Origin of the sequence: Nonomuraea sp. NPDC052634 (assembly GCF_040678535.1) — a bacterium.
GTDB classification, from domain to species: Bacteria; Actinomycetota; Actinomycetes; order Streptosporangiales; family Streptosporangiaceae; genus Nonomuraea; species Nonomuraea fastidiosa.
In genome coordinates this window covers 383,562-399,552 of sequence record NZ_JBFATY010000003.1, presented here as the reverse complement: position 1 = coordinate 399,552, position 15,991 = coordinate 383,562, and the positions used below count along the sequence as shown (strand labels likewise).

The 15,991-nt window shown below is 70.1% G+C and carries 16 protein-coding genes and 1 riboswitch; of the genes, 10 read left to right on the top strand and 6 right to left on the bottom strand.

Annotated features, from left to right (window positions below; translation table 11 throughout):
• Window positions 1–68: 68 nt before the first annotated feature.
• Entirely contained in the window at window positions 69–1,292 is a 1,224-nt protein-coding gene (locus AB0K67_RS17770; protein ID WP_364060585.1) for an acyl-CoA dehydrogenase family protein, read from the top strand.
• A gap of 52 nt (window positions 1,293–1,344) precedes the next feature.
• Here the strand turns inward: AB0K67_RS17770 and AB0K67_RS17765 are convergent, their stop codons facing one another.
• The gene (locus tag AB0K67_RS17765; protein ID WP_364060582.1) at window positions 1,345–1,974 is read right to left on the bottom strand and encodes a DUF6879 family protein; all 630 of its coding nucleotides are present in this window, start codon (window positions 1,972–1,974) and stop codon (window positions 1,345–1,347) included.
• 804 nt (window positions 1,975–2,778) lie between these two features.
• Window positions 2,779–3,714, bottom strand: coding sequence for an alpha/beta hydrolase (locus AB0K67_RS17760; RefSeq protein WP_364060579.1), 936 nt, complete (start codon window positions 3,712–3,714; stop codon window positions 2,779–2,781).
• Window positions 3,715–4,098: 384 nt separating this feature from the next.
• Here AB0K67_RS17760 and AB0K67_RS17755 point away from each other — a divergent pair, with 384 nt between their 5' ends.
• The 5 genes from AB0K67_RS17755 to AB0K67_RS17735 are packed head-to-tail and all read left to right on the top strand — an operon-like array spanning window position 4,099 to window position 8,565.
• Window positions 4,099–4,764: an ABC transporter permease gene (locus AB0K67_RS17755; protein ID WP_364060576.1), complete on the top strand. Its 666-nt coding sequence runs from the start codon at window positions 4,099–4,101 to the stop codon at window positions 4,762–4,764.
• Window positions 4,757–5,944: a betaine/proline/choline family ABC transporter ATP-binding protein gene (locus AB0K67_RS17750; RefSeq protein WP_364060573.1), complete on the top strand. Its 1,188-nt coding sequence runs from the start codon at window positions 4,757–4,759 to the stop codon at window positions 5,942–5,944. The genes AB0K67_RS17755 and AB0K67_RS17750 overlap by 8 nt, the downstream gene beginning before the upstream one ends.
• Window positions 5,941–6,717 (top strand): ABC transporter permease, encoded by a 777-nt coding sequence (locus AB0K67_RS17745; protein WP_364060570.1) that lies wholly within the window; start codon window positions 5,941–5,943, stop codon window positions 6,715–6,717. The genes AB0K67_RS17750 and AB0K67_RS17745 overlap by 4 nt, the downstream gene beginning before the upstream one ends.
• Window positions 6,714–7,673: a glycine betaine ABC transporter substrate-binding protein gene (locus AB0K67_RS17740; RefSeq protein ID WP_364060567.1), complete on the top strand. Its 960-nt coding sequence runs from the start codon at window positions 6,714–6,716 to the stop codon at window positions 7,671–7,673. Before AB0K67_RS17745 ends, AB0K67_RS17740 begins: the two co-directional genes overlap by 4 nt.
• Window positions 7,674–7,713: 40 nt before the next feature.
• Complete coding sequence (locus AB0K67_RS17735; RefSeq protein ID WP_364060564.1) at window positions 7,714–8,565, top strand: SDR family oxidoreductase; 852 nt, start codon at window positions 7,714–7,716, stop codon at window positions 8,563–8,565.
• Here AB0K67_RS17735 and AB0K67_RS17730 read toward each other — a convergent pair.
• Together AB0K67_RS17730 and thiC are read right to left on the bottom strand one after the other, a co-directional pair.
• Window positions 8,562–8,906 (bottom strand): hypothetical protein, encoded by a 345-nt coding sequence (locus AB0K67_RS17730; protein ID WP_364060561.1) that lies wholly within the window; start codon window positions 8,904–8,906, stop codon window positions 8,562–8,564. The genes AB0K67_RS17735 and AB0K67_RS17730 overlap by 4 nt on opposite strands.
• Before the next feature lie 153 nt (window positions 8,907–9,059).
• Window positions 9,060–10,604 carry a phosphomethylpyrimidine synthase ThiC gene (gene thiC / locus AB0K67_RS17725; RefSeq protein WP_364060558.1) on the bottom strand — a complete coding sequence of 515 codons (1,545 nt, stop codon included), beginning with the start codon at window positions 10,602–10,604 and terminating at the stop codon, window positions 9,060–9,062.
• Window positions 10,597–10,709, bottom strand: a riboswitch (TPP riboswitch). (Overlaps the previous gene by 8 nt.)
• Before the next feature lie 130 nt (window positions 10,710–10,839).
• Between thiC and AB0K67_RS17720 the strand changes: the two genes are divergently transcribed.
• The 3 genes from AB0K67_RS17720 to AB0K67_RS17710 all read left to right on the top strand — a co-directional run bounded on the left by AB0K67_RS17720 (window position 10,840) and on the right by AB0K67_RS17710 (window position 13,228).
• On the top strand, window positions 10,840–11,151 hold the full coding sequence (locus AB0K67_RS17720; RefSeq protein WP_364061370.1) for a hypothetical protein: 312 nt from the start codon (window positions 10,840–10,842) through the stop codon (window positions 11,149–11,151).
• 10 nt (window positions 11,152–11,161) lie between these two features.
• Window positions 11,162–12,028, top strand: a complete 867-nt coding sequence (locus tag AB0K67_RS17715; protein ID WP_364060555.1) for a universal stress protein — start codon at window positions 11,162–11,164, stop codon at window positions 12,026–12,028.
• 168 nt (window positions 12,029–12,196) lie between these two features.
• Window positions 12,197–13,228: a cellulose binding domain-containing protein gene (locus tag AB0K67_RS17710; protein ID WP_364060552.1), complete on the top strand. Its 1,032-nt coding sequence runs from the start codon at window positions 12,197–12,199 to the stop codon at window positions 13,226–13,228.
• On the opposite strand, the gene AB0K67_RS17705 is transcribed toward AB0K67_RS17710, so the two are convergent.
• Together AB0K67_RS17705 and AB0K67_RS17700 are read right to left on the bottom strand one after the other, a co-directional pair.
• Window positions 13,225–13,890, bottom strand: a complete 666-nt coding sequence (locus AB0K67_RS17705) for an AIM24 family protein (protein ID WP_364060549.1) — start codon at window positions 13,888–13,890, stop codon at window positions 13,225–13,227. The genes AB0K67_RS17710 and AB0K67_RS17705 overlap by 4 nt on opposite strands.
• An 81-nt stretch (window positions 13,891–13,971) precedes the next feature.
• Window positions 13,972–15,192: an FAD-dependent monooxygenase gene (locus tag AB0K67_RS17700; RefSeq protein ID WP_364060546.1), complete on the bottom strand. Its 1,221-nt coding sequence runs from the start codon at window positions 15,190–15,192 to the stop codon at window positions 13,972–13,974.
• 159 nt (window positions 15,193–15,351) lie between these two features.
• Here AB0K67_RS17700 and AB0K67_RS17695 point away from each other — a divergent pair, with 159 nt between their 5' ends.
• A complete protein-coding gene (locus AB0K67_RS17695) occupies window positions 15,352–15,984 on the top strand; it encodes a TetR/AcrR family transcriptional regulator (RefSeq protein WP_364060543.1) in 633 nt (210 codons plus the stop codon).
• Window positions 15,985–15,991 lie beyond the last annotated feature (7 nt).

Sequence of the window (15,991 nt, the reverse complement as noted above, 5' to 3'; positions counted from 1 at the left end):
ACCGATAGTACTATCGGTGAAATCGCCCTTGGGGATCAGCCGTCCCGCGCATTGGGAGGTACGACCGCATGGCCATCGACTTCACCCTCGCCCCCGAGCACGAGGAGATCCGCAAGCGGGTCCGCGCGTTCATCCAGGGCACGGTCATCCCCGCCATGGACGAGGTGCCCGAAGGAGACCGCGAGGCGTACCTGCGCACGATCTTCCACCTCCGCTCCCTCGCCAAGGAGCAGGGGCTGTGGCTGCCGCACATGCCGAAGGAGTGGGGCGGCATGGGGCTCGGGCACGTCGAGCTGGCCATGGTGCAGTCGGAGGCGGCCAAGACCCGCATCGGCCCGTGGGTGCTCAACTGCCAGGCCCCCGACGAGGGCAACATGCACACGCTGCTGCACTGGGGAAACGACGAGCAGAAGGAGAAGTACCTCCGTCCGCTTCTGGAAGGGCGGGTGATGTCCTGCTTCGCCATGACGGAGCCGGAGGTGGCCGGTTCCGACCCCACCCTGATCCGTACGGAGGCCGTCCAGGACGGGGACGAGTGGGTCATCAATGGCCACAAGTGGTTCATCTCCAACGCGCGCCGGGCGAACTTCGCGATCCTCATCGCCCGTACGGAGAAGGACGTGCCCGAGGGGTCGCGGGGCGCCAACACCGCGTTCATCATCGACCTGCCCAACCCCGGCTGGCAGGACGTCCGCGAGATCGAGACCATGCACGGCTCCACCGGGCACAGCGAGATCGTCATCAAGGACCTGCGGGTGCCCTCCAGCGCCGTACTCGGCGGCCGGGGCAACGGGCACCGGCTGGGCCAGTACCGCCTCGGCCCGGCTCGCCTCGCACACTGCATGCGCTGGATCTCGCAGGCCGAGACCGCCCTGGACATGATGGTGGACCGCGCGCTCAACCGCTACAGCCACGGCTCGCTGCTGGCCGAGAAGCAGGGCATCCAGTGGATGATCGCCGACTCGGCGATGGAGCTCTACCAGTGCAAGCTCATGGTCCTGCACGCCGCGTCCAAGATCGACAAGGGTGAGGACTTCCGTACGGAGGTCTCCATGGCCAAGCACTTCGTGGCCGGCAGCCTCAACCGCATCGTCGACCGCGCCATCCAGGTGCACGGCGCGCTCGGCTACTCCACCGACACGCCGCTGGCCCAGATGTTCCAGCACGCCCGGTGGGCCCGCTTCGCCGACGGAGCCGACGAGATCCACCAGATGCGCATCGCCGAACGCACCATCGCCGCATACCAGGCCACCGGCTCCACCTCCGCGGCCACCGGCGGCCTGCCACTGTAGGCCTCGCCGGGCGCTCGGGGGCTGCGTCAGACGCTCATCCGGCGGGGGGAAGTCAGACGCTCACCCGGGGCGCGGGAAGCGGCACGATCTCCCGGTCGTAGTAGGAGCGGAAGTCCTCACCCGCGGCGAACAACTTGTCCAGCTCACCGTGGCAGGCCTCGATCACCTCCCGGTCGTCGATCCGCCGTGCCCCGCTGTGCGTACCGGTCTCGTCGTACGTCACCTCGTACATCACCACCGTGCCGAGCACCACCAGCTCCGGCAGCCGCCGCCCGCCCTCCAGCTCGGCCACCTCGCCCGCGTCGAGCACCCGCACCTGCTCGACGGTCGCCACCCGCAGCGCCAGCACGTGCATCTCCCACTGCAGGTACGGCGTGACGGGCTGCTCCACGATCCTGATGCGCCTGCGCAGGAAGCTCTCGGCCGGGCGGTCGTACTCCCGCATCAGCCCGCCCCGGCTGTCGAACCACCCGATCGGCTTGTCGTCGATGAGCTTCAGCGACCGGTCCCAGTCGCCTTCCATCATCGCGACCCAGCTCGGCTCGCCCGTCTCCTGGAAACTCTGGATGCGCTCCAGCTTCCAGAACACGTCATCTATTTTCCGGAAATTAGGCCAGAAATCGTCCAGATATTCGTCCGCACTCAGCCTGACGCCCGGTATCTCATGAATGCGCTCAAGCATGAGAGTATCCCTTGTTCACGCAAGCAGCCCGCACGCCGAACGACCGGACATCACGCCAGGACCGGTCGCCGCACTCGACGGCACAAGCTTGATTTCGCAGGTCAAGTCCCTGACTATCACCACGAAGCGCCGCTTGTCGAGCATCCCCCACCCAACCCCGGCAAAAACCCGAAAAACCCTCCCTGCGCCCGCACAAACCCCCACGAATCGAATAATTCCGGCGTTGTGGCCGGAGTGTTGAGCACGCAACCCGCCTGCGACTCAGCCGCGAAAACAGAAAGGCACGAAAGGCAGGAACGGCACGAACAGCCGGCAACGCCGACCCGCCGCACAGTGCCGGGCGCCGATGCCCCCGCTCAACGGGGACCGGCCGCCCCACGGGCCGGGGCGCCGATGCCTCCCCTTTGGCGCGAACCGGCCGCCGCACGGGCAGGACCACTTCCCGTACGGCGGCCGTGCCGCTCGGCAGCCCCGGCCCGAGTTCACCCAACCGGCCGAACGCCGGTTCTCCCAGCGCCGGCGCGGCCCTCAGCACCCTCGCCGTTCCGCTGAAGGCCGCGCCGGCTTCCCTCACCCCACCTCCACCCCTGTCGGCCGCTCAGCACCAGCGCCGACACCCAGCCCTACGCCGACACCCAGCACCCGTGTCGACGCCCGGCCCCTACGCCGGCCCTCCCGCCACCCACGCACCGACGCCTCGGCGCCTGCGCCCGCCCTCTCAGCGTCCGCGCCGAAAGCCTCAGCGCCCTGCGCCAGGTTGCCCCGCCGGCCGCGCCGACCGGATCCCCGGCAACGAGGGCGGGGTCAGCGGGCGTAGCGGGGGGCCTTGGCGGCGACGGTCTGGATGGCCTTGACGGCGAGCTCGGGCTGGTCGACGTAGATGTAGTGCTCGCTCTTCTTCGCCACGGTCAGGCGGCTGTTGCGGGAGAGGGCGAGCCACTTGCGCTGGCCGGCGGCCCACGCCTTCTCCAGCTTCGGCCCGTACGTCGGGATCGCCGCGAGGTACGGCTTGCCGTGCCGGATCACCTCGACCGGGATGCGCCCGGCCGAACGCACCCTGCCGTCCGGAACGACCAGCATCTCAGGGTTCTGCCCCTGGAAGACCGCGAGGTTCTGGGCCCGCAGCTCGGCGGCGGGGCCGGTGGCCGACTTGGGGATGGCCGTCTTGACGTCGCGCTGCATGGTGGAGGGGGTGGCGTCGAGCAGCACCAGGCCCTTGACGCGGTCGCGGTGCTCGGGTGCGTACCTGGCGGCGATGAGCCCGCCCAGCGAGTGCCCGGCGAGGACGACGGGCTGGCGGCCGGCGACGCGGTCGAGCACGCCGGTGAGGATGCGCCCGGTGTCGGCGAAGGTCTGCTTGCGGGTCGGCTTGTCGCTCTTGCCCTCGCCGAGCCGGTCGTAGGAGCAGACGCGGTTCTTCTTGCTCAGCGTCTTCTGCAGGGAGGCCAGCTTGTCCAGCCCGTCACCCATGCCGGCCAGCAGCACGATCACCGGCTTGCGGCCCGTGGCGGGACGACCGGAGCACGACACGTTCACCGACTTGCCCGACACCTTGATCTTCTTGGTGCCGACGAACGGGTCGGCCTTGCGCTTGCCACCGAACGGGTCGAAGTTCGACAGGCCGGTGCCGGCCAGCGGGTCCCACGTCTGCGGAGCGGCGGCGGCCGGTCCGGCGGCGATGCCCATCCCGACGGCGGTGCACAGAGTGATCACGGCGGCTGCCTTGAACGTGCGCTTCATGTCGTCCTCCCAAGCGAGATGTCAGGCCGCCGGGCTGGTCCGGCCGGCGGTGCCGGCGGGCGATTTCGTTGATCGCCGCCGACACAGAGAACGGTATGGTTTCGGCCCCCTGCCGGTCGTCACCGCTCGGTGGACAACCTCCGGTAGCTCTCAAGGGGGACAACCGCCGCATCAGCAGGCCATGGCGGGGATCAGGTAGCGGTCAAGGATCGGGCGCCGGCGGTTGGCGGGCCGGCCGCGCAGGAGGCGGGCGCCGCCGGACTGGCCGATGCCTTCTGCCGCAGGTCAAGAGCACCGCAGCAGGCAACCCTCCCCGCTCCATCTTTGTGCAAGAAGTGACAGATGGGGCGTTTGATGCTGGGTGTCACGGTTAGAGGTCAGGCGATGACACTGTGGGAGTACATCGAGGACAGGTGGGATCTCATCGTCTTCGAGACGTGGCAGCACGCCAGCATGGTCGCCCAATGCGTGCTGGTGGCGGCCGTGCTCGGCGTGCTCATCGGCGTGGCCACCTACCGCCGCCCCAGGCCCTCGGCACTGGCCACGGCGGCGGCCGGGGTGCTGTTCACGGTGCCGTCGCTGGCCATGCTGGGCCTGCTGATCCCGCCGCTCGGCCTGGGCGTGGCCCCTGCGGTGACGGCGATCGTGCTGTACGCCCTGCTGCCCATCGTCCGCAACACGATCGTCGGCCTGCGCGACGTCGATCCCCTGCTGGTGGACGCCGCGCGCGGCATCGGAATGAGCCGCCGCAGGTCGCTGCTCAAGGTGGAGCTGCCGCTCGCCTGGCCGGTGATCCTGACGGGCATCCGCGTGGCCACGCAGCTCTCGATGGGCATCGGCGCGGTCGCCGCGTACGTCTCGGGCCCGGGGCTCGGCGAGCAGATCTTCTCCGGGCTGGCCAGGCTCGGCGGCGCGAACGCGCTCAACGCCACGCTGACCGGCACGATCGGCGTGGCGATCCTGGCGCTCGTCTTCGACGGTGTCTTCGTGCTGATCGGCCGGCTCACCACGCCGAGCCGGCGGCCCGCCTCGGGAGGTGCACGTGCCTGACCAGCGGCCGGCCGCGACGACTCACGGCGTGCCGATCGAGCTGCGCAAGGTGACCAAGGCGTTCCCCGGCGGCGGCGAGCCGGCCGTACAGGAGCTGGACCTGGACATCGCGGCGGGCGAGATCGTGGTCCTGCTCGGCCCGTCGGGCTGCGGCAAGACCACCACGATGCGGATGATCAACCGCCTGATCGAGCCGACGTCGGGCGACATCATCATCAACGGCCAGAACTCCCGCGACATCGACCCCGACCGGCTGCGCCGCCACATCGGGTACGTCATCCAGCAGGCCGGCCTGTTCCCCCACATGACGGTGGCGGCGAACATCGCCCAGGTGCCCAAGATGCTCGGCTGGGACCGCGAGCGCATCGCCGAGCGGGTGGACGAGCTGCTCACGCTGGTGGGTCTGGAGCCCGAGCAGTTCCGCGACACCTATCCGCGCCGCCTGTCGGGCGGCCAGCAGCAGCGGGTGGGCGTGGCCAGGGCGCTGGCCGCCGACCCTCCGGTGCTGCTCATGGACGAGCCGTTCGGCGCGCTCGACCCCATCACCCGCGAGCGGCTGCAGGACGAGCTGCTCCGTCTTCAGGACGACCTGGCCAAGACGATCGTCTTCGTCACGCACGACGTGGACGAGGCGCTCAAGATCGGCGACCGCATCGCGATCATGCAGCGCCCCGGGCACATCGTGCAGTACGCCCGTCCCGCCGAGATCCTCACGAACCCGGCCAGCGAGTACGTCGAGCAGTTCCTCGGCAGCGGCTCATCGATGCGGCTGCTGCGCCTGACCAAGGTGGGCGACATCGAGCTGGACCAGGTGCCGTTCTTCCCGGAGGACCGCGACTGCGCCGACGTGCTGCGCGAGGTCGAGCGCGACGGCCGGGGCTACGCGCTGATCACCGACGGGATGCGCCGCCCGCTGCGCTGGGTGAGCACGGCCGACCTCGAGGGCCGTACGGGTCCTGCCGGCTCTGCGGGCGACCCCGTGACCGGCACGATCAGTCACCGCAGCACCTTGCAGGACGCGCTGGAGGCGCTGCTCAACGCCGACACCGACATCCTGCCGGTGGAGGGCAGGCGGCGTACGTACGCGGGCGCGCTGTCGCTGAGCACGGTGCAGAACGCGATCCAGTCGATCAAGGCCCGCGAGCGGGAGCGGCGGCTGAAGAGGAGCGGTGCCGGATGACGGTCGACAGCGCCGCCGAGAGGCAGGCGACCACTCCGGAGCCGCGCATCGGGCGGTCGTGGCGCGCGTTCCTGCCCCCGCTGTGCTACCTGGCGGTGGCCGCCGCGATGGTCGGCTACACGCAGATCGTGCCGCTCGACGGCATCGAGCGGGGTTCGCTGAGCCTGCCGTTCCTGATGCGCCGCACGTGGGAGCACATCCAGCTGGTGTTCTTCTCGACCGTGCTGGTGCTCGCGGTGGCGCTGCCGCTGGGCGTGCTGCTGACGCGGGGCGCGCTGCGCAAGGCCACGCCGGTGGTGCTGTCGCTGGTGAACTTGGGCCAGGCCACCCCGGCGGTGGGCCTGGTGGTGCTGCTCGCGGTGCTGTTCCAGATCGGGTTCTGGACGGCGGTCGCCGCGCTGTTCGCCTACAGCCTGCTGCCCACGCTGCGCAACACGATGGTGGGCCTGGAGCAGGTGGATCCGCGCCTGGTGGACGCCGGGCGCGGCATCGGCATGTCGGCGTCGGGGGTGCTGTTCAAGGTGGAGCTGCCGATGGCGGTGCCGGTCATCCTGTCGGGCATCCGTACCACGCTGGTGCTGAACGTGGGCACGGCGGGCATCGCGGCGTTCATCGGCTCGGGCGGACTCGGCGACCTGATCACCACCGGGGTGAGCACGCAGCGCAACCTGATCCTGGTCACCGGATGCGTGCTGATCGCGGTGCTGGCGCTGCTCATCGACTGGGGGGCCGGGCTGGCGCAGCGCCTGCTGTCCCCGAAGGGCCTCACATGAGGGCTCTCGCCGCCGCCCTCGCGGTCCTGCTCTGTGCCGCCGGGTGCGGGCTGCGGCCGGCGTCGTCGTTCGTGCCGCCGATCGAGCCGGGCAGCATCCGCCCGATCCCCGATCTGGAGGGCAAGCGGGTGCGGGTGACCTCCAAGGAGTTCACCGAGCAGCTCGTGCTCGGCAAGATCGCCGTGGTCGCCCTCACCGCGGCCGGGGCGGACGTGGTGGACCAGACGAACGTGCAGGGCAGCGTGAACGCCCGCGCCTCGCTGATCCGCGGCGACGCCGACCTGATGTGGGAGTACACGGGCACCGGCTGGATCACCTACCTGGGGCAGCAGAAGCCGGTGGAGGGCGCGCAGGCGCAGTACGAGGCCGTACGCGACCTGGACCTGCGCGAGAACGGCATCGTGTGGCTGCCGCCCGCCCCGCTGAACAACAGCTACGCGCTCGGCGTCACCAAGGCGTCGGCCGAGAAGTGGGGCCTGTCGAAGATCTCCGACATCACCAAGGTGCCGCTGCCGCAGCGCACGTTCTGCGTGGACCACGAGACCTTCGGCCGCGACGACGGCTTCCTCGGCATGCTGCGGGGCTACGGCCTGCAGTACGGCAAGGACGTGCCGAGGGCCAACGTGCGCAGGTTGTCGGTCGGCGTGCTTTACCGATCGGTGGCCACCGGGCAGTGCACGTTCGGCATGGTCACCACCACGGACGGCCGGGTGAAGGCGCTCGGCCTGGTGCTCCTGGAGGACGACCGGCACTTCTTCCCGCAGTACAACGCGGCGGTGACGATGCGGCGGCAGCTCTTCGACGCGCACCCGGAGATCGCGAAGATCTTCGCGCCCATCAGCGCGAAGCTGACCGACGACGTCATGCGCGACCTGAACGCGCAGGTGGACGTGGACGGCGACATGCCCGTGCTGGTGGCCCGCGACTGGCTCAGGTCACAGGGATTCGTCCGATGAGAGGCGTTAGCCATACCTGACCGCGGGCAGCCCGCAGGTCATGTCACAGACACCACCACCCCAGAACCAGCCCTACCCGGGCAGCACCGGCGAGATGGCGCCGGAGCCGCGCGACGAGATGCGCGACTACGTCGGCCGTGACCTGCTCGCCGGCAAGAAGGCGCTCATCACCGGCGGCGACTCGGGCATCGGCAGGGCGGTCGCCGTGGCGTTCGCCAAGGAGGGCGCGGACGTCGCGATCGCATACCTGAGCGAGCACGAGGACGCCGCGCACACCCGCAAGCTGGTCGAGGAGACCGGGCGGCGCTGCGTGCTGCTGCCCGGAGACCTCGCCGACCGCGCGCACTGCGTCTCGGTCGTCGAGCAGACCGTCTCCGAGCTGGGCGGCCTGGACGTGCTGGTGAACAACGTGGCCTACCAGCAGCCGGTGAGCGGCCTGGAGGAGCTGGACGACGAGCAGTGGGAGCACACGTTCGCCGTCAACATCCACAGCTACTACCGCGTGATGAAGGCCGCGCTCCCGCACATGCGCGAGGGCGCGGCCATCATCAACACCTCGTCGATCAACGGCCTGCGCGGCAACAAGTCGCTCATCGACTACGCCGCCACGAAGGGCGCGATCAACGCGTTCACCTACTCCATGGCCCAGAACCTGGTCGAGCGCGGCATCCGGGTCAACGCGGTGGCTCCCGGACCGGTGTGGACGCCGCTCATCCCGGCCACGATGCCGGAGGAGAAAGTGGAGAAGTTCGGCGAGCAGGTGCCGATGGGGCGACCCGCCCATCCGGACGAGATCGCCCCCTCGTACGTGTTCTTCGCCTCCGACCGGCTGTCCTCGTACTACACGGGCGAGGTGCTGGCCCCGATCGGCGGCGAGACGCTCCCCGGTTAGACGCGGCCCGAGTCCTTGATGGACACGATCGAGGCGGTCTGGAACTTCTTGTGACCCTTGCCGTCCCCGGCGACGTTCGCCGAGTAGGTCTTGGTCGTCCAGCCCAGGCTGTACTTGATGGTGATCTTGTGCTTGGTCTTGCACCGGTTGTGCCAGTAAACGGTCACCGACGTGTTCCCGTCTCCCCATGACCAGGCGAAGCACCCGGCCACCCCCCGGTGGACGCCCGCCGAGGCCGGCGTGGCGCCGAGCCCGGCGCCGAGCCCCACGGCGACGGCGGACGCGGCGGCGACGACCGCCGCGCGCTTGCGCAGGCCGGCCATACGAGCAGTGATGGACACAGGAAATCCCCCTTTTTCCGGTGGTGTGAGGAACGCCCGGCGGCACCCCGCTGCCGGGCTCGCTCCTCACCGTGCCATCGAATGGGCCGGATATCCCGCGAACTTTGTCCAGACCTGCGGTTTTGGACAGCCTCTGGACAATTGGACAATGTGTCACTCCACGTAGATCGTGCCTCCGAGGCGGCGGAACTCGGCCGCCTTCGCCGCGTAACCGGCCTGCCTGATGTCGTGGCTGATCCGCATCGAGCAGAACTTCGGCCCGCACATCGAGCAGAAGTGCGCGGTCTTGGCGGGGGCGGCGGGCAGCGTCTCGTCGTGGAACGAGCGGGCCGTGTCGGGGTCGAGCGACAGGTCGAACTGGTCCTCCCAGCGGAACTCGAAGCGCGCGTCCGACAGCGCGTCGTCCCACTCCTGCGCCTTCGGATGGCCCTTGGCCAGGTCGGCGGCATGGGCGGCGATCTTGTACGTGATGACGCCGGTCTTCACGTCGTCCTTGTCCGGCAGGCCGAGGTGCTCCTTGGGGGTGACGTAACAGAGCATGGCCGTGCCGTACCAGCCGATCATGGCGGCGCCGATGCCCGAGGTGATGTGGTCGTAGCCGGGCGCGATGTCGGTGACGAGCGGGCCGAGCGTGTAGAACGGCGCGTCGTCGCACAGCTCGCGCTGGAGGTCGACGTTCTCCTTGATCTTGTGCATGGGCACGTGGCCCGGGCCCTCGATCATCACCTGGACGTCGTGCTCGCGCGCGATCTTGGTCAGCTCGCCCAGCGTGCGCAGCTCGGCGAACTGGGCCTCGTCGTTGGCGTCGGCGATCGAGCCGGGCCGCAGGCCGTCGCCGAGCGAGAACGACACGTCGTAGCGGGCCAGGATCTCGCACATCTCGGCGAAGTTCTCGTACAGGAAGCTCTCGCGGTGGTGCGCCAGGCACCAGGCGGCCATGATCGAGCCCCCGCGCGAGACGATGCCGGTCTTGCGGCCCACGGTGAGCGGCACGTGCGCGAGCCGCACGCCCGCGTGCACGGTCACGTAGTCCACGCCCTGCTCGCACTGCTCGATCAGGGTGTCGCGGAAGACCTCCCACGACAGCTCCTCAGGGCGGCCCTTGACCTTCTCCAGCGCCTGGTAGATCGGCACGGTGCCGACCGGGACCGGGGAGTTGCGCAGGATCCACTCGCGGGTCTCGTGGATGTCCGCGCCGGTGGACAGGTCCATGATCGTGTCGGCGCCCCAGAGGGTGGCCCACGTCATCTTCTCCACCTCCTCCTCGATGGAGGAGGTGACCGCCGAGTTGCCGATGTTGGCGTTGATCTTCACGAGGAAGTTACGCCCGATGATCATGGGTTCGGACTCGGGGTGGTTGACGTTCGCGGGGATGATGGCCCGGCCCGCGGCCACCTCCTCGCGGACGAACTCCGGCGAGACGCCCTCGCGTACCGCCACGAACTCCATCTCCTTGGTCACCAGGCCCCGGCGGGCGCAGGCGACCTGGGTGACCGGATGGCCGGCCGCCCGCCGCTCCTCGATCCACTCCGCCCGGCGGCGCGGCAGGCCCCGGCGCAAATCGGGCTCGTAGGAGGGGTCGGTGTACGGGCCCGAGGTGTCGTACAGGGTGACCGTCTTGTCGTTCGACAGGCGCACCTGGCGCATCGGGACCCGGAGTTCACCGCAGTAGATCTTGGAAAAGCGCGCGTCGCTCATCGCGCAAACTCCCTTCGCCGGCATTACCCGGAGCAGGTTCTGGCGGTCGGCGGCTCGCAGCCGTCCTCTCAGCCCGGTCTCCACCGGGCTCCCGCGTTCGGACGGCGCTGATCGTACCCACCCCCGCCAAGGTCCCAAACCCACCCGAAAAGGTTTGGGGGCACTTCTCAGCGGTACGGACCCCATCAGGGGAAACATGATGAGAATCGCCGCTGTCGCAGGACTACTCGTCGTGATGGCCGCATCCGGCGCCACCGCCGCCGCCGGGGACGGCATGCAACAGCACGAGGTCAGCCAGGAGCAGTACGACATCCTGATGGCCCAGTGCCGCTACTCCGATACCGGCAAGGCCAAGTGCCGCGCGAACGTCAGAGAGCTTTACCGCGTCGGCCGTACCGACCCCACCCTCGACTGCCGCACCTACGCCGGCGTGACCGTCTGCGGCACGCTCAAGCTCAGCGCCGCCGAGCGGGCCTGCGTCCGCGACTCCGAAGCCAAGGGGCTGTCGTTCCGGCGCGCCGAGGTGGAATGCTACGTCCAGCCCTGAGGAGCCGAGCGTGATCATCGTTGGTGTGGACGGCTCCCGCCCCGGCCTTGAGGCGGCCGGCTGGGCCGCCGCCGAGGCCGCGCTGCGCCAGGTGCCGCTGACCGTCGCCCACGTCGTGCCCGCGTGGGTGTGCGAGGAGGGCACCTCCGTCCGGTACGCCGAGGTCGCGCGGTGGATGCGCGAGAACGCGCAGTCCGTGCTGACCTCCGCCAAGGACCGCGCGCTGCGCGAGCGGCCCCAGGTCCGCGTGGAGACCGTCCTGCTCCCCGGCGATCCCCGCGCGGCGCTGGTCAAGGCGTCCGCCGAAGCCGAGCTGCTGGTCGTCGGCAGCCGCGGCCTCGGCGGCGTGCGCGGGCTGCTCGTGGGCTCCGTCGCGTACGGGGTCGTCGCGCACGCCGAGACGAACGTCGTCCTCATCCGCGACCGCGCCGCCACGCCCGGCGAGGTGGTGGTGGGCACCGACCTGTCCGCCCGCGCGGGCAAGGCGCTGGAGTTCGCCTTCGCCGAGGCCGAGCTGCGCGGGGCGCCGCTGCGGGTCGTGCAGGCGTGGGCCTGGCCCCAGCCGGGCGGCTTCGAACCCGCCGACGACGACAGCGAACAGGGTCACCTGCTGGCGTTGCAGAGCGCGCTCGTCCCGTTGCGCGCCGAACATCCCGGCGTGGAGGTGACCGCCGAGGTGGTGCACGGGCATCCTGTCGAGGTGCTGAAGGAGGCGGCGGCCGGCGCCGAGCTGCTGGTGGTGGGCTCGCGCGGGCGGGGGCAGCTCGCGGGCATGCTGCTCGGGTCGATCAGCCAGGCCATGCTGCACCATGCGCCCTGCCCGCTCGCGGTGGTCCGCGCCCCCGACACGGCGTCGCAGCCCGGAGCACCGGTCTGACGCCTTACCCCGCGCGGCCCCCGCCCCGAGCGGGCCCGGCCCGCGCACGCAAACGTGAAAGTTACATGCGTCTCCCCAGGTCGCCCCGGGTGAGCCGATCATTCCCTTTTCCGCACCCATAGGCGAAATTTACGATCTGCGCGCAGGTTGACGACGGGAGAGCGGACCATGCGCAAGATCGGTGCCGTGCTGGCCGGGATGGTGGCCGTGATCGCGGCCGTGCTGTTCGCGACGACGCCGGCCGACGCCGCGGCCGTACGGATCATGCCGCTCGGCGACTCGATCACCGGCTCCCCCGGCTGCTGGCGCGCCCTGCTGTGGAACCGGCTGCTGAGCACCGGCCACACCAACATCGACTTCGTCGGCACGCTGCCGCCGCAGGGCTGCGGGGTCGAGCACGACGGCGACAACGAGGGACACGGCGGCTACCTCGCCACCAACGTGGCGAACCAGAACCTGCTGCCCGGCTGGCTCTCGGCCACGCGCCCCGACATCGTGCTCATGCACTTCGGCACCAACGACGTGTGGAGCAACATCCCGCCCGCGACGATCATCAGCGCGTTCACCACGCTGGTGAACCAGATGCGGGCGAGCAACCCCAACATGCGGATCCTCGTCGCCAAGATCATTCCGATGAACCCGGCCACCTGCCCCGACTGCGCCCAGCGCGCCGTGGCGCTCAACGACGCCATCCCCGCCTGGGCCGCCGCGACGACCACCGACCAGTCGCCGATCACCGTGGTCGACCAGTGGACGGGCTTCGACACCGCCACCGACACCTACGACGGGGTGCACCCGAACGCCGCCGGCGACCAGAAGATGGCCGACAAGTGGTATCCGGCCCTGGTCGAGGCGCTGTCCGGCACCCCGACCCCCACCGACACGCCCACCGTGCCCGACGGTGACTGCACGGCCACGTACAAGACGACAGGTCAGTGGCAGGGCGGCTTCCAGGGCGAGGTCACCGTCACCAACACCGGCGCCGAGCCGATGACCGGCTGGACGGTGACCTGGACGTACGCCGATGGCCAGCACCTCACCCAGCTCTGGGGCGGCACGCTGAGCGCGGACGGCTCGTCGGTGACCGTGCGGAACGCGGCGTGGAACGGCTCGCTCGCGCCGGGGGCGTCCACGACGTTCGGCTTCCTCGGCTCGTACGAGGGCGCCAACACCGCCCCCACGCCCGCCTGTTCGAGCTAGGCGGACGCCTTCACCACCGGCGGCCCCTCGCTGGCCTGCACCAGCACGAACCCCTGCCCCCTGAACGCGAGCTGCATGGCCTCACCGCTCCCCCGGCCGATCAGCGCGCCCATCTTCACCGTCCGGTTGATGCCGACCTGCAGCGAGGTGCTCCAGCACACCGCCGACTGCCCGTCGGCGTACGTCGGCATGCGCGACGCGTCGAGCAGCACCGGCGTGCCGTGGGTGGTCACCGCCACCCACCCCGTGCCGGTGACCGTGGTGTTGAACAGCCCGCCGGCCGCCACCCCCGCGCCCTGCACCCGCTTGATGTCCCACGACAGCTGCGGCTGGAAGGCGAGCAGGTTGCGGCCGTTGACCGTGATGCCCTCGTTCTCCAGGTAGAACAGGTGGATGTCGTCGGCGTTGTCGGCGAGGTAGAGCAGGCCCTGGCCGCGTACGCGCATCAGCGAGGCGCCCTCGCCCGTGACGGCCTTCTTGAGCAGCTTGCCGAGCCCGCCGCCTTCGTAGTCGAAGTCCATCTCGCCTTGGAAGGCGACCATCGAGCCCTGCTTGGCCAGCACGTCGTCGGGTAGCTGGACGCGCAGCATCTTGGCGTTCTCCAGCGCGAACCCGGGAGGGAGCTGCCGGGGGTCGAGGTTGCCGAAAACCGAACCGCGCACCTGGTGTGAACCTTCCTTCGTCGGGCGGCGTACGTAAGGGATCAACGGCCGCGGGCCTCCCGCCGTTCCCTTCGGTGCGGCTCAGCTTCCCGCGGCGCCGTCGAGCAGGTGCGCGCCGGGCGTGAAGTCGGGCAGGATGAGCGCCGAGTGCGCGGGACGTTCCTGCGCGGCGGGCGCCTCCACCAGCTCGCGCAGCATGGCGTCGCGCCGCTCCATGTCCTCGGCGGTCGCCGGGAAGATGTGGCTGCCGCCGTCGTCCACGAACGCCTGGTTCAGGGTGACGAATTCGCGGGTCTCCCGCTCGTACGCGGCGAAGGCGGCCTCGGGGTCCGGGTACGCGGCCAGCGACCCGGCCAGCATGTACGCCCCGACGAGCGCGAGGCTGGTGCCCTGCCCGGTCAGGAACGACGGCGCGTACGCCGCGTCGCCGACCAGCGCCACCCGCCCCTTCCACCAGCGCGGCATGCGGATCTGGCTGACCGTGTCGAAGAACAGGTCGTCCGCCTCGCGCATGGCGGCCACCAGGTCCTGCACCTTCCATCCCGCGTCGGCGAAGGTCTCGGCCACCAGGTCCCGCTGCGCCTCGGGGTTGCGGAAGGCGTGGAACGGCGGGTCCTTGCGCGCGAAGTTGAGGAACCCGTGCACCTCCTCGCTCTCGTCGCCGGGCGCGTAGAGGACCGCGGCCCTGCCGGGCGTGCTCCACAGCACCGCCTCGTGGGAGAGCCCGAGGACGTTCGGCATGGTGAAGCCGGCGAAAACGTAGCCGAGGTAGTGGTGGAACTGCTCCTCCGGGCCGAACAGCGCCTCCCGGGTGCGCGAGTGCAGCCCGTCCGCGCCGATCACCACCCAGTACGTGTGCCGCGCACCGCTTGCGAAGGTGACCTCCACCCCGTCCTTCGTCTCGGTCATGGTCTTGATGGAGTCGTTGAACACGAACCGCACCTCGCCGCCGGTGGCCGCGAACAGGGCGTCGGCCAGGTCGCCCCGGCGCACCTCCAGGTCCCGGCCCTCCACGCCGCCGTCGATGAGGCGCGGGTTGAGCACGGCGACCTCGTCCCCCTCGGCGCCGAGGAACGTGAAGCGGCGCATGTCCACGTTCACCTCGCGCAGCCGGGGCTCGATCCCCATGCGTCGGACCGCTTCGAGCGCGGTGCCGCGCACGTCGATCGGATAGCCGCCGCCGCGCAGCCCGCCGGCCCGCTCCACGACGGTGACGGAGAAGCCGTACCGGTTGAGCCAGTACGCCACCGCCGGGCCGGAGATGCCGCCGCCGGAGACCAGGATCTCGCGCTTCGCTGTCATGACTGATCTTCCCTTTCTGTTGGTCGTGGCGAGCAGGGGTTGGGCGGTGACGGCCCCGTGGACGAAGCCCGATCCGCGGGTCCGCGGCGCTCACTGCACTACAACGTGCAGTGTAGTTAACACTACAATGGTCAGTGTAATTCCGCTACGATCGGTTCCATGCAGACCACGAAGACCCTGCGTGAGGGCTCGCCGCACAAGCGGGCCGCCATCCTCTCGGCGGCCAGGGAGCTGTTCCTCACCGACGGCTTCGACCGTTCCAGCATCGGCGCGATCGCCGCCAAGGCAGGCGTGTCCACGCGCACGGTCTACGACTACTTCGGCGACAAGCGGACCTTGCTGCGCGCGGTCGTCGAGGCGATCGGCCAGTCGCTGATCACCGCCATCAAGGAGACGCTCGACGACACCCTCATCGACGTCACCCGGCACTCCGACCTGGAGGACGCCCTGGTCACGTTCGCCATGCGGATAGCGACCGACATGCTCGACTCGGCCGAGTACGCGACGTTGCAGCGCCTGGTCGCGGCCGAATCCGCCAACCTGCCCGCCCCCGTCGAGCAGCCCATGTCCCACGTGCCCGAAGAGGCCCTGGCCGAACGCCTGGCCGAGCTCGGCCGCGCCGGGCTCCTCGACGTCCCCGACCCCCGGCTCGCCGCCGACCACTTCATCGCGCTGACGTTCGGCGTCGCGATCAGCAGGCTCGGCTCGGCGAACGCCGCCGAGGACACCCGCGTCCGTCCGCTGATCGTGGAGGGCATACGCGCTTTCCTGCGCGCGTACCGGCCCGCCTGAGGGCCAC